This is a genomic window from Rothia santali, from assembly GCF_024199905.1.
Lineage (GTDB): Bacteria > Actinomycetota > Actinomycetes > Actinomycetales > Micrococcaceae > Rothia > Rothia santali.
Map to the genome: position 1 here is coordinate 34340 of NZ_JANAFB010000008.1, position 12778 is coordinate 47117.

General features: G+C 75.2%; 8 protein-coding genes and 3 pseudogenes. 7 read left to right on the plus strand and 4 right to left on the minus strand.

Features of this window, described 5'->3' with window-relative positions:
* Positions 1-20: 20 nt before the first annotated feature.
* Both NBM05_RS04795 and NBM05_RS04800 read right to left on the minus strand, forming a co-directional pair.
* Positions 21-572 (minus strand): GNAT family N-acetyltransferase, encoded by a 552-nt coding sequence (locus tag NBM05_RS04795; RefSeq protein ID WP_254165614.1) that lies wholly within the window; start codon positions 570-572, stop codon positions 21-23.
* Positions 561-944 (minus strand): annotated as a pseudogene (locus tag NBM05_RS04800) (VOC family protein); the annotation flags it as partial. The gene NBM05_RS04795 and the pseudogene NBM05_RS04800, both read right to left, overlap by 12 nt.
* A 183-nt stretch (positions 945-1127) precedes the next feature.
* On the opposite strand from NBM05_RS04800, the gene NBM05_RS04805 reads away from it, so the two are divergent.
* The 4 genes and pseudogenes from NBM05_RS04805 to NBM05_RS04820 all read left to right on the plus strand — a co-directional run bounded on the left by NBM05_RS04805 (position 1128) and on the right by NBM05_RS04820 (position 4832).
* Positions 1128-2060: an ornithine cyclodeaminase family protein gene (locus tag NBM05_RS04805; RefSeq protein ID WP_254165507.1), complete on the plus strand. Its 933-nt coding sequence runs from the start codon at positions 1128-1130 to the stop codon at positions 2058-2060.
* Between the two features lie 217 nt (positions 2061-2277).
* A pseudogene (locus NBM05_RS04810) lies at positions 2278-2589 on the plus strand (DEAD/DEAH box helicase family protein); the annotation flags it as partial.
* Positions 2590-2800: 211 nt separating this feature from the next.
* Positions 2801-3208, plus strand: a pseudogene (locus NBM05_RS04815) (hypothetical protein); the annotation flags it as partial.
* Between the two features lie 400 nt (positions 3209-3608).
* A complete protein-coding gene (locus tag NBM05_RS04820; protein ID WP_254165509.1) occupies positions 3609-4832 on the plus strand; it encodes an ATP-dependent helicase C-terminal domain-containing protein in 1224 nt (407 codons plus the stop codon).
* A 204-nt stretch (positions 4833-5036) separates the two neighbouring features.
* On the opposite strand, the gene NBM05_RS04825 is transcribed toward NBM05_RS04820, so the two are convergent.
* Complete coding sequence (locus NBM05_RS04825; RefSeq protein WP_254165511.1) at positions 5037-7190, minus strand: RecQ family ATP-dependent DNA helicase; 2154 nt, start codon at positions 7188-7190, stop codon at positions 5037-5039.
* A gap of 80 nt (positions 7191-7270) precedes the next feature.
* On the opposite strand from NBM05_RS04825, the gene NBM05_RS04830 reads away from it, so the two are divergent.
* Together NBM05_RS04830 and NBM05_RS04835 are read left to right on the plus strand one after the other, a co-directional pair.
* On the plus strand, positions 7271-8815 hold the full coding sequence (locus tag NBM05_RS04830; protein ID WP_254165514.1) for an MFS transporter: 1545 nt from the start codon (positions 7271-7273) through the stop codon (positions 8813-8815).
* Between the two features lie 52 nt (positions 8816-8867).
* A complete protein-coding gene (locus tag NBM05_RS04835) occupies positions 8868-9584 on the plus strand; it encodes a VTT domain-containing protein (protein ID WP_254165516.1) in 717 nt (238 codons plus the stop codon).
* Positions 9585-9672: 88 nt separating this feature from the next.
* Here the strand turns inward: NBM05_RS04835 and NBM05_RS04840 are convergent, their stop codons facing one another.
* Complete coding sequence (locus tag NBM05_RS04840) at positions 9673-11397, minus strand: purine-cytosine permease family protein (RefSeq protein WP_254165518.1); 1725 nt, start codon at positions 11395-11397, stop codon at positions 9673-9675.
* Between the two features lie 187 nt (positions 11398-11584).
* Between NBM05_RS04840 and NBM05_RS04845 the strand changes: the two genes are divergently transcribed.
* Positions 11585-12655 carry a FecCD family ABC transporter permease gene (locus NBM05_RS04845; RefSeq protein ID WP_254165520.1) on the plus strand — a complete coding sequence of 357 codons (1071 nt, stop codon included), beginning with the start codon at positions 11585-11587 and terminating at the stop codon, positions 12653-12655.
* Positions 12656-12778 lie beyond the last annotated feature (123 nt).

Genomic DNA, 12778 nt, shown 5'->3' on the forward strand with positions numbered 1-12778 from the left:
CGCGAGCTCGCGGCCCGCGGTCACACGCCGAAGGCCGCCGGATAGCCGACCGTGCCCCGCGGGACCTCGGCGGCGGGGTCGAGGCGCAGCGCCATGAACGCCTCGTCCGGGACCTCGAAGGGCGGCACGATCCCCCACCCGGAGGCCCGAGCGAAGCCGAAGCGGGGGTAGTACTCGGCATGGCCCAGCACGATGACCAGGTTCTCGCCCCGCGCGCGGGCCGCCTCCAGGGCCCCGCGGATCGCGGCGCTCCCCGCCCCGGTCCGCTGACGGTCCGGGAGCACCGCGCAGGGCGCCAGCGCGAGCGCGGGGCGGTCCCCCACGAGGCACCGGGTCAGCAGCGCGTGGCCGACGACATCGCCCGCCTCGTCCTCCGCCACGTAGGACAGCCCGTCGATCCAGGCCCCGGGATCGGCGCGCAGCGCGTCGACGAGATCCGCCTCCTCGGCGGTCGGGAAGGCGGCGAGCTCGACGGCGCGGACGGCCTCGCGGTCCGCGGCAGTCTCGGGGCGGACCCGCCAGGCCGGGCGCTCGGCGGGAGGCTCGGAGCCGGCCGTCTCCTCCGCCACCACCTCGGCCTTGAACCCCGCCGCGTTCTCCAGCCAGCCCGCGTAGTGCTGCGGGCCGCCCGCGTGCGGGTAGCGATCCTGGTAGAGCGGCGTCCAGCCGTGCTCCGTAGCCTCGGCCATGACGGCGTCGACCTCGGACGCCGTCCCACCGTGGAAGGCCAGGTGGTTGAGGCCGGCGCGGCGGCGGTCGTGGGACGCGTCCGCGAGGTTCGGGGAGCTCGTCAGCGTCAGGTAGGCCCCTCCCGCCGACCAGCTGCGGCCCGTCCCCCAGTCCTGCTCCAGGACGAAGCCGAGCCGGCCGAGCAGCCAGGACCAGTCCTCACCGCCGACCTCGTGCGCGGGGAGCCAGATCTCGAGATGGTGAAAACCATTCATGCTCCTATCTCAGCACAGCTGCGGATCTTCCGCGCTCCACCTCGCGGGATGCGCCCGGTGGAGACGGCGCCGGCTCGCGCCCCGCCCCGCTTCACCGAGTCGACAGCGGAAGTCACGGCGTTAGACTCGCATCACACGCACCCGATGAGGCCTTCCCCCCGCTCGGAGGGCCGAGGAGGAGAGTTGACCGCACCGCATCGCCCGGAGATCCGCTCCGTGGGCCCCGATCAGGTCATGGCCCATCTCCCGCTGCGAGCCGCCGTCGACGCCCTGCGCCAGGCGCTCGTGCAGGGCCTGGACCCCTCCGCCCAGGCGGCCCGCACCTCCTCGCCGCTGGCGCACGGCGAGTTCCTCCTCATGCCGAGCGAGTTCGAGGGGTACGCCGGCGTGAAGATCCTGACGGTGGCGCCCGGCAACCCCGCGCGCGGCCTGCCCAAGATCCAGGGCAACTACATGCTCTTCGACGCCCAGTCCCTCCAACCGCTCGCGCTGATCGACGGCGTCGCGCTCACCTCGATCCGCACGCCCGCCGTCTCCGCCCTGGCGATCGACGCGCTGGCCGCCCCGGAGGCCCGCGACCTCCTCGTCTTCGGCACCGGCCCCCAGGCCCTGCACCACGTCCGGGCCGCGGCGGCCGTGCGGCACCTGGAGCGGGTCGGCGTCGTCGGGCGCTCCGAGGAGAAGGCTCGGCGGCTCGTGGAGCGGCTGCGGGAGGAGGGCTTCCCGGCCGAGGCCGCGGGGGCCGAGCGCGTGGCCGAGGCCGACGTCGTCGCCTGCTGCACCAGCGCCCGCACCCCGCTCTTCGACGGCGCGGCGGTGCGCGACGACGCCGTCGTGGTGGCCATGGGCTCCCACGAGCCGGACGCCCGCGAGACCGACGACGCCCTGGCCGCGCGGGCGACCGTGTACGTCGAGGACCGGGCGACCGCGCTCCGGGAGGCGGGCGACGTCGCGATGGCGGTGGAGCACGGCGCGCTCGGGGCCGAGGACCTCGTGGACGTGGCCACGATGCTGGGCGAGGAGCGTCGCCCGGGGCCCGCCCTGGTTAAGACCGTGGGCATGGGGTGGCAGGACCTCGTCACGGCCCGCGCCCTGTACGAGAACCTGCCCGGCTGAGCCGAGCCGGGCCTCCCGGGGCAGCGGCTCCCGTCGCTCCCCGCGGGCCTGGCACACTGGACCGGTGAGCACCTTCGACCTCAGACGCATCGCGGCCGGCCTCCCCGCCGCCGGGCTGATCCCCCGGCTGCGGGCCCTGGCCGACGCCGCGGGACCCGTGCGGGCCGTGGTGGACGCGCCGCCGGGCACCGGGAAGACCACGATCGTCCCGCCCCTGATGGCCGATGTCATCGGCGGGCGGGCGGGGTCCGCGCCCGCCCGCATCGTGGTGACCCAGCCCCGGCGCATCGCGGCGCGCTCCGCGGCCCACCGGCTGGCGCAGCTCAGCGGCGCCCGGCTGGGCGAGGAGGTCGGGTACACCGTGCGCGGGGAGCGGCGCGCCGGGCCGCGGACGCTCGTGGAGTTCGTGACCACCGGGGTGCTGCTGCGCCGCCTGGTCCGCGACCCGGAGCTCGCCGGCGTCGACTGCGTCGTGATGGACGAGGTCCACGAGCGCCACCTCGACGCCGACCTCGCCTTCGGCATGCTGCGCCAGCTCGCCGAGCTGCGCGAGGACCTCTCCCTGCTCGCGATGTCGGCGACCCTCGACGCCCCGCTGTGGGCCGGCCTGCTCGGGACGGAGGAGGCCCCGGCGCCCGTCGCCGCCGTCGAGTCCGCCCTGCACCCGCTGGAGCTGCGCTGGGCGGCCCCGGACCGGCCCGCCCTCGACGCCCGCGGCGTCACCCCGGACTTCCTGCGCCATGTCGCGGCCACGGTGCTCGACGACGTCGGGCGCCGCTCCCCGCCGAGACGGGCGACCTCCGGTCTTCCTGCCCGGCGCCCGGGAGATCGACGCCGTGGCGGCCCGCCTCGCCGGCCGCGCCGGCCTCGAGGTGCACTCGCTCAGCGGCCGCACCCCGCCCGCCGAGCAGCAGCGGATCCTCGCCCCGCGCCCGGCCGCCGACGCCGTCGCCGAGGGGCACGGGGCCGAGGGGCACGGGGCCGAGAGACACGGGACCGCCCGGGGGCGCGGGACCGCCGGGGCGCGCCGGGTCATCCTCGCCACCAACGTCGCCGAGTCGGCGCTGACCGTGCCCGGGGTCAGGACGGTCGTCGACGCCGGACTCGATCGGCAGCAGCGGCTGGACACCGTGCGCGGCATGAGCGGCCTGGTCACCGTGGGAGCCTCGAAGGCCGCCATGACCCAGCGGGCCGGCCGCGCCGCCCGCGAGGCGCCGGGGACCGCGATCCGCTGCCTCGCGCGGAACGACTACGCGGCGCGGCCGGCCACGACTCCCCCGGAGATCTCCACCAGCGACCTGACCACCGCCGCGCTGGACCTGGCCTGCTGGGGCTCGCCCGGCGGCGTCGGCCTCCGGCTGCCGGACGCCCCGCCCGAGCGCGCCCTGGCCGGCGCGCACGCGACCCTCCGCGCGCTGGGCGCCGTCGACGACGCCGACCGCACCACCCGCTCGGCCGGCGCCTCGCCGCGGTGCCCGCCGACCCGCGGCTGGCCCGCGCCCTGTTCGACGGCGCGGACCTCCTCGGCCCCGCGCCGCCGCGGAGACCGTGGCCGCCCTCGCCTCCGAGCGGCGGGCCCCGGGGTCCGACGCCGCGGCCCTGCTCCGCGAGCTGCGCCGGAGCCGGGACGAGCGGTGGCGCCAGGACACGCGCCGCTTCGAGCGGGAGCTGGCCGGGGGCGAGGAGGCCGGTGGCGGCACCGGAACCGGGGGCGGCACTGGGGCCGCTGCCGGGGCCTGGTCCGCCTCCGGGCCCAGGAGCACCTCCGGTTCCACGGCCGCCTCCGAGGCCAGCGTCGGCCTGATCACCGCCCTGGCCTACCCGGAGCGCATCGCGCGGCTGCGCCCCGGCAGCGAGGACGACTACCTCATGGCCTCGGGCTCCGGTGCCGTCCTGCCCCGCGACGCCTCCCTGAAGGGGCACGCGTGGCTCGCGGTCGCCGAGATGGGCCTCAGCGGCGGGCGCCCCCTGATCCGGTGCGCCGCCGTCATCGACCAGGACACCGCCGAGCTCGCCGGCGCCGAGCTCCTCGTCGAGGAGGAGACGGCGCGCTTCGACGGCAGGGTCACCTCCCGGGACGTCCGGCGGCTCGGCGCGATCGAGCTGTCCTCGACGCCGCGCCGCCCCTCCGTCGCGGCCGGGCGTCACGCCGTCGCGGAGGCGCTCCAGCACGAGGGCCTGGAGGCCTTCCTCGCCCCGGGCCCCGAGTTCGAGGCGCTGCGGGGGCGGCTGGGCCTGCTGCGCGCCGTCTACGGCGACCCGTGGCCCGACGTCCGCCTCGCGGCCCTGGAGTCCACCGCCGAGGACTGGCTCGGGCCGGAGCTCGAGCGGGTCGCCGGCGGTGCGTCGCGGCGGCGGCTCGACGCCGTGGGCGCGCTGCGGCGCCTCCTCCCGTGGCCCGAGGCCGCGCGCCTGGACGAGCTGGCCCCCGAGCGGGCCCGGGTGCCCAGCGGCTCGTCCGTGCGCCTGACCTGGCCCGCCCCGGAGGACCACGGGGACGACGTCGCCCCGCCCGTGCTCGCCGTGAAATTACAGGAATGCTTCGGGTGGGCCCGGGGACCGGCCGTGTGCGAAGGCCGGATCCCCGTGCAGCTGCACCTGCTCTCCCCGGCGCGCCGCCCCCTCGCGGTCACCTCCGACCTGGCCTCCTTCTGGGCCAACGCCTATCCCGGCGTGCGGGCCGAGAACCGCGGTCGGTACATCAAGCACCCCTGGCCCGAGGACCCGTGGAACGCCCGCGCCACCGCGCGCACCAAGGCCCGGGGCGGCTGAGGGCCCACGACCGGCCCCGCCGCAGACAGGAGGGCGGGCGGACCGAGGCGCCACCATCCGGGTGACGACCCGAGGCGATACCCATTCGGGTGACGACCCGAAGCGAGGCCTACCCGGGTGACGACCCGAGGTGACACCCGGGTGGGCGGCGGCCCCAGGCAACGCCCGCCCGGGCGGCGGTCCGGGGCGGCCAATCGGGCGGGCCTACGCCTGCAACGCGAGCGCGAAGGGCAGGACCGCCTCCGCGCCGGCCAGCCGCAGCTCCCGCGCGCAGACGGTCATGGTCCAGCGGGAGTCGATCAGGTCGTCCACCAGCAGCACCGGCCCCTCGACCTCGGCCAGCCGGCCCGCGAGCTCCTCCCCCACGCGGAAGCGCCCCCACACCGAGGCGAGGCTGTACGCGCTGTTGCCGCCGCGGCCACCGGCCCGGGCCGGGAAGTCGGCGACCGCCTCCAGCTCGCCGAGGTAGGGCAGCCGCCCGGCGCCCGCGATGCCCCGCGCCAGCGAGTCCACCAGCCGCGGCCGCGAGGCCGAGGGGATCGCGACGACGCCGGCCGGCCGCCGCGACCAGTCCCACCCCGCGAGCACCCCCACGCAGGCCCGGCCGAGGTCCGGTGGGACCTCGCCGTCCAGGGGGCGCCCGGCGTCGTCGTTGACCATGACCTCGCGGAGGCGGTTGCCCCAGCCGAGGTCGGTCAGGCGGGCCAGGGCGCGGCCCCGCTCGGCGCGCTCCGCCTCGGGGATCTTGCCCTTCTTCTCGATGCCGAGCGTGGGCAGGCCGGTGGGCCACTGGGCGCGGGGGTCCACCGGGACGCCCACCCGGACCAGGCCGTGCTGGGCGCGGCGGGAGGCCTCCTCGTCCACCTCGCGCGGGTACCAGGGGCCCGCGCAGACGTCGCAGCGGCCGCAGGGCTCGGCCGTGGCGTCGTCGAGCTCCCGGGCCAGGAACTGCATGCGGCAGGTGCCGCCCGCCTCGTAGTCCAGCATGGCGTCCTGCTCGCGGCGGCGGGCCTCGGCGATCCGCCCGTACCGCTCGGCGTCGTAGACCCAGGGCCTGCCCGTGGAGACCCAGCCCCCGGAGACCCGGTCCACGGCGTCCTCGACCGCGAGGACCTTGAGCAGCAGCTCGAGCGAGGTGCGCTTGACGTTGACCGCGGCCTCGAGCGCGGCGACCGACATCGGGCCGCCCGCGGCGGCGAGCGCGCCGAGGACCTGCCCGGCGTTCTCCTCGGTGGGCATCGAGGCCGTGGCGAAGTACTTCCAGATCTCCGGGTCCTCCCGGCCGGGGAGGAGCAGGACGTCGGCGCTCTCGGTCGCACGGCCCGCGCGCCCGACCTGCTGGTAGTAGGCCACGGGCGAGGAGGGCGCGCCGAGGTGGACCACGAAGCCGAGATCCGGCTTGTCGAAGCCCATGCCGAGCGCGCTCGTGGCCACCAGCGCCTTGACCCGGTTCTCCTTGAGCTCCCGCTCGGCGTCCTCCCGCTCGCCGGCGTCCGTGCGGCCCGTGTACGGACGCACGTGGTAGCCCGCCTCGGTGAGGATGCGCGCGGTGTCCTCCGCCGCGGAGATGGTCAGGGCGTAGACGATCCCGCTGCCGGGCAGCTCGCCCAGGTGCTCGATCAGCCACGCGATCCGGGCCGCGTTGTCCGGCAGCCGCAGGCAGCCCAGGCGCAGCGAGGCCCGGGAGAGCGGGCCGCGCAGGGTGAACACGTCCCGTCCCCCGGTGCCGCCGACGCCGAGCTGCTCCCGGACGTCGGTGACCACGCGCTCGTTGGCGGTGGCGGTGGTGGCCAGGACCGGGACGCCGGCCGGCAGCTCGCCGATGAGGTCCCGGATGCGGCGGTAGTCGGGGCGGAAGTCGTGCCCCCAGTCGGAGATGCAGTGGGCCTCGTCGATGACGAGCAGGGAGCAGGTGCGCAGCAGCTCCGGCGCCCACTGCTCGCGGAAGCGCGGGTTGTTCAGCCGCTCCGGGCTGATCAGCAGGACGTCCAGCTCCCCCGCGCCGATGCGGGCGCGGATGTCCTCCCACTCGGTCGCGTTAGCGGAGTTCACCGCGGCGGCCCGCACCCCCGCCCGCTCGGCGGCGGCCACCTGGTCCCGCATGAGGGCGAGGAGCGGGGAGATGATGAGCGCGGGGCCGCCGCCCTGCTCCCGCGTCAGCAGCGAGGAGATGAAGTAGACGGCCGACTTGCCCCACCCGGTCCGCTGGACCACGAGCGCGCGGGCCCGGTCCTGGACCAGGGCGCGGATGGCCTCGAACTGGCCCGGGTGGAAGTCGGCCCCGGGGTTGCCCGTGAGCGCCTGGAGGTGGGCGCGGGCCCTGGCGTGGAGGTCGGTGGTGGTCGTCGCGGTGTCCATGGGACCCAGTCTGTCAGGGATCGGCGGGGCCGGAAGCCCGCACGGCTCACCTGTGGACGACGACTGGCTACGATGAGGTCATGCCCTGGACCGATGCCATCCCCCTGCGCGCCGGGAAGCGACAGTGGTTCGCCCTCGTCATCCTCATGATTCCCGTCCTGCTGATCTCGATCGACAACACGGTCCTGACCTTCGCGCTGCCCTCGATCTCCCGGAGCCTCGAGCCCACCGGGGTGCAGCTGCTGTGGATGGTGGACGTCTACCCCCTCGTCCTGGCCGGCCTGCTGGTGCCCATGGGGGCGATCGGGGACCGCATCGGGCGGCAGCGGATCCTGCTCATCGGGTGCAGCGGGTTCGCGGTGGTCTCCGGGCTGGCGGCGCTGGCCCCGGCGGCGTCGTGGCTGATCGCCGCCCGCGCGGGGCTCGGGTTCTTCGGGGCCATGCTCATGCCCGCGACGCTGTCGCTGCTGCGCAACATCTTCCTGGACCCCGCCCAGCGGCGCACGGCCATCGCGGTGTGGGCCTCGGGGTTCTCGGCCGGGGCCATCCTGGGCCCCATCCTGGGCGGCTTCCTGCTGGAGCACTTCTCCTGGGGCGCGGTCTTCCTCATCGCCGTCCCGCTGCTGGTGCCGGCCGTGGTGCTGCTGCCGCTGCTGGTGCCCAACTCCAAGGACCCCTCGCCCGGGCCGGTGGACCCGGCGTCGGTCGGGCTCGTCATGGTCACCATGGTCGGGGTGGTCTACGCGATCAAGGAGCTGTCCACCGCGGGACCGCACGTCGCGCCCCTGGTGGCGCTCGTCGTCGGGCTCGGCTGCGGCGCGCTCTTCGTGCGCCGCCAGCTCCGGGCGCGGGAGCCGATGCTCGACGTCCGGCTCTTCGCCCATCCCGTCTTCGCCGGGTCGCTGGTCTGCAACTTCACCGTGACCATCGCCTTCGTGGGATTCCTGCTCGCCTTCTCGCAGTACCTGCAGCTGGTCGAGGGCTACTCCCCGATGCGGGCCGGCGTCCTCATGATCCCGGGGATGGTCATGACCGTCCTGGGCGGCTTCGCGGCCGTCCCCCTGGTCCGGCGCATCCGTCCGGGCCTGGTGATCAGCGCGGGCCTGGCCGTCAACGCCCTGGGCTTCCTGCTCTGCGCGGTCACCGAGTTCCTCGGGGCGGGGCTCGTGCTGCTGCTGGTCGGCTTCGTGGTGTTCGGCTTCGGCAACGGCGCCGTCCAGACGCTGGCCAACGACCTGATCCTGAGCTCCGCGCCCGCGGGCAAGGCGGGCGCGGCCTCCGCGATCTCGGAGACCAACTACGAGTTCGGCCACGTCATGGGCGCGGCCACGCTCGGAACGGTCCTCACCGTCGGGTACCAGGGCTCGATCGCGGTGCCGGAGGGGATCACCGGGGAGCCGGCGGAGGTCGCGCGGCAGACCCTGGGCGGGGCGGTCGACGTCGCCCAGGCGATCGGGGGCGAGCTGGGGCGGGCGCTCGAGGCGGCGGCGTCGTCGGCCTTCACGACCGGGTTCGCGCTGGCGGTACTGGGCTCCACCGTGTCCTGCCTCGTCGGCGCCGTCGTCACGTGGTCCACGCTGCGGCGGACGCCGGCCGACCCGCAGCGCCCAGCCTCCGGGACGTGACGAGGGGTAGCATGGTGCCGATTCCCCCGATCCCCCTCCCGAACGGCTGACCATGACCCCTCTGGCCTCGATCTCCGCCCTGACCGCCGACCTCCAGGCGGCGGGCGCCGTGCTCGCGCCGCACCCCGCCCTGTTCGGCATCGACATCGAGGCGATCCTCGACGGCGCCGGGCCCTGGGTCCTGGGCGTGGTCGCGGCGATGATCTTCATCGAGTCCGGGGTCCTCTTCCCGTTCCTGCCCGGGGACTCCCTGCTGTTCACGACCGGGCTGCTGCACCACCAGCTCGGGCTGAACCTCGCCCTGCTCCTGGTCGTGGTCAGCGTCGCGGCGGTCCTCGGGGACCAGGTCGGGTACACGCTCGGCAAGGTCTTCGGGCGGCGGCTCTTCTCCCCCGACGCGCGGATCCTGAGCACCGCCAATCTCGCCAAGGCCGAGCAGTTCTTCGAGCGCTACGGCGGGAAGGCGCTCGTCCTCGCCCGCTTCGTCCCGATCGTGCGGACCTTCGTGCCGCTCGCCGCCGGGATGGCGGGGTACCGCTACCGCGACTTCGCCAAGTGGAACATCACCGGCGCCCTGCTCTGGTGCCTGCTGCTGACGCTGGCCGGCGTGTGGCTGGGCAACGTGGCCTTCATCCGCGAGCACGTGGACCTCATCGCCGTCGGCCTGGTGGTGCTCTCGATCGTGCCCATCGGCTTCGAGGTGGCGCGCGAGCGGCGTCGCGCGGCCCGGGCCGAGGGGTCGGCCGGGACCGGCGGCCCCGCGGAGTAGCGGCGGGGGAAGACGGGCCCGGGGTGGCGCCTTCCGCCGCCCCGGCTGGGCCGTCTCCCACCGCGCCCTCGCCGCTGCGGCCGGGCGCCTACCGCCGCTGCGGCGGCAGGACGTGCACCCCGCTCTTGTCCTGCGCCAGCGCGAGCGAGGAGATGTACTGCGTCCGCCCGTCCGGCCCGGGGACGGCCGAGGCGATCATGTCCGGCCGCTCGAACTCCAGGCCGGTCACGCAGCAGCGCAGCCGGGCGTCGCTGGGGTTGCCCTCGGCGTCGAACATCGGCAGGTCGATCCCGTCGTCGGTGCGGCGCAGGTAGAAGCGGCCGCGGGTCGCGATGGCCAGGACCGGCGGCATGACCGCCGCGATCCCCACCGCGAAGAGCGGCGAGTAGGGCTGCACGGCCGCTCCGAACGCCCCGAAGTAGATCGCGATCGACACGAGGGCCGAGGCCAGCATCGAGCAGAACCCGACCGGGTTGACCGCGTGCAGCATCCCCCGCCGGAACTCCGGGACCTTCGGGGAGATGCGGAGCAGATACTTGTTGATCACGATGTCGGAGGCCACCGTGACCACCCAGGCGATCGCGCAGTTGGCGTAGAAGCTCAGGATCGAGTTCAGGAAGTCGAACATGTTCGCCTCCATGAGCGCGAGCGCGAAGCCCAGGTTCACCAGGACGAAGACGAGCCGGCCGGGGTAGGTGCGGGTCACCCGGGTGAAGGAGTTGGTCCAGGCCAGCGAGCCCGAGTACGCGTTGGTCACGTTGATCTTGATCTGGGAGATGACCACCAGGACCACCGCGAGCGCCATCGCCAGCCACCCCGGCATCATCTGCTCGTAGACGCCGAGGAACTGGTGCACGGGCTCGTTGGCCTGCGGCGAGGCCCCCGGGACGGCCCGGGAGATCAGGTACACGGCGATGAACAGGCCGATGACCTGCTTGATCGCGCCGAAGACGACCCAGCCGGGCCCGGCCATCACCACGGCCGTCCACCACGCGCGGCGGTTGCCGGCGGTGCGGGGCGGCATGAAGCGCAGGTAGTCGATCTGCTCCGCGATCTGGGCCATGAGCGAGAGACACACGCCCGCGGCGAGCATGACGAACGCCGAGTCGACGCCGGAGCCGCCGGCCTCCCCCCGGAAGGCGAGGAAGTCGCCCACGGCGTCGGGGTCCCGCGCCACCAGGTACACCAGCGGGATGACCATGAGGACCAGCCAGAGCGGCGTCGTCCACACCTGCAGCTTGGACAGGATCCGCATGCCGTAGACGACCAGCGGGATCACCATGAACGTGGAGACCGCGTACCCGATCCACAGCGGGATGCCCAGCCCCACCTGGAGGCCCTGGGCCATGATCGCGCCCTCGGTGGCGAAGAAGATGAACGTGAAGGAGGCGAAGACGACGTTGGTGACCACCGAGCCGTAGTAGCCGAACCCGGAGCCGCGGGTGATGAGGTCGAGGTCGATGTTGTACCGCGCCGCGTAGTACGCCAGCGGGAAGCCGGTGACGAAGATGATCAGCGCGGCGACCAGGATGCCGAGCACGGCGTTGGTCGTGCCGTAGGAGATGCCGATGTTGGCGCCGATCGCGAAGTCGGCGAGGTAGGCGATCCCGCCGAGCGCGCTGGTCGCGACGACGGCCGGCCCCCACCGGCGGTACGAGCGCGGGGCGAAGCGCAGGGTGTAGTCCTCCAGGGACTCCTTGGTCGCCGAGTCGATGCGGCTGGAGGCGGTGGTGGTGTCGGGGACCGTCTCGGTCCTCAGCGGGGTCTGGGCCACGTGCGGCTCCTCGGGGTGCGGGTGTCGGTTGAGGTTCATCGTGGTCCGCGGCCGTTGCGCGGCCGTCTCCCGGGGGTTACGTTTCGGTTTCGCGGTCCCCGGAGCCTCGTGTCCGCGGCTCACCCCGCGCGCGGGCGGACGTACAGTGAGGGGGCGCCGACGCCGGCCGCGCGCCCACCCCGGAACCGGCACCCGCACAAGCACCAGCACCGACCAAGGAGACCCCGTGACGGAGACGACGGACGCGCTCGGCCTGGCCGCCGGGCGCCGCCGGACGCTGTGGTGGTGCGCCGGGCTGGTCCTCGCGCTGGCGGCCGCGGCGGTCCTCGGCATCGGGGTCGGCTCGGTCCCGATCGCCCCCGGCGAGGTCCTGCAGGTCATCACCCGCCACGCGGTCGGCTGGCCGGCGCGGCTGGGCTGGAGCCCGGCCGTGGACGCGATCGTGTGGGAGGTCCGGCTGCCCCGGGTGCTGCTGGGCGCCTGCGTCGGCGCCGGGCTGGCGGTGTGCGGTGTCGCGCTGCAGGCCATGGTCCGCAACGTGCTGGCCGAGCCGTACGTGCTGGGGGTCAACTCCGGCGCCTCGTGCGGGGCCGCGGCCGCGATCCTGTTCGGCGTCGGGCTGGGGCTCGGCGAGCACGCGCTGCAGGCCACGGCGTTCCTGGGCGCGCTGGCCGCCTCGGTGCTGGTGTACGGCGTCGCGCGGTCCGGCGGGCGGCTGACCTCGCTGAAGCTGCTGCTCTCCGGGGTGGCGGTGGGGTACGCGCTCAACGCGCTGACCAGCTTCCTCGTCTTCGCCAGCGGGAACGCCGAGGGCTCGCGCTCGGTGATGTTCTGGCTGCTGGGCTCGCTCTCGCTAGCCGGGTGGGGGACGCCGCTGGCCGCCGTCGTGGTCGTGGTCCTGGTGGTCGTGGCGGCGCTGACGACGCTGGGGCGGCGGCTGGACGCGCTGGCCATCGGCGACGAGACGGCCGACTCCCTGGGGATCTCCCCGGACCGGCTGCGGGCGGGGCTGCTGCTGCTCGTCTCGCTGTGCGTGGGGGTGCTGGTCGCGGCGTCGGGGTCCATCGGGTTCGTCGGGCTGGTGGTGCCCCACCTGGCGCGCCGCTGCGTGGGGGCCCGGCACGTCCGGACGGTCCCGGTCGCCGCGCTGATGGGCGCGCTGCTGCTGGTCCTGGCCGACCTGGTCGCCCGCACGGTCCTGCAGCCCCAGGAGCTGCCCATCGGCATCCTGACCGCGCTGCTCGGCGCGCCCTTCCTGCTCGTCCTCGTCCGCCGCGCCCGGAGCGGTGCGGCATGATCCGAAAGAGCCGCATCCGATGACGACTCGTCACCCCACCCCCGGCGCCGGCCGGCCGCGATCCCGCCCCGCCGCCCGCCGTCCGCGCGCCCGCGGGAGCGCCCGCCGCGCGCGGCGTCACTG

Coding starts and splice junctions, on each gene's coding strand:
- NBM05_RS04840 (WP_254165518.1), bottom strand. CDS start 11,397: ATGAACCTCAACCGACACCCGCACCCCGAGGAGCCGCACGTGGCCCAG.
- NBM05_RS04835 (WP_254165516.1), top strand. CDS start 8,868: ATGACCCCTCTGGCCTCGATCTCCGCCCTGACCGCCGACCTCCAGGCG.
- NBM05_RS04830 (WP_254165514.1), top strand. CDS start 7,271: ATGCCCTGGACCGATGCCATCCCCCTGCGCGCCGGGAAGCGACAGTGG.
- NBM05_RS04825 (WP_254165511.1), bottom strand. CDS start 7,190: ATGGACACCGCGACGACCACCACCGACCTCCACGCCAGGGCCCGCGCC.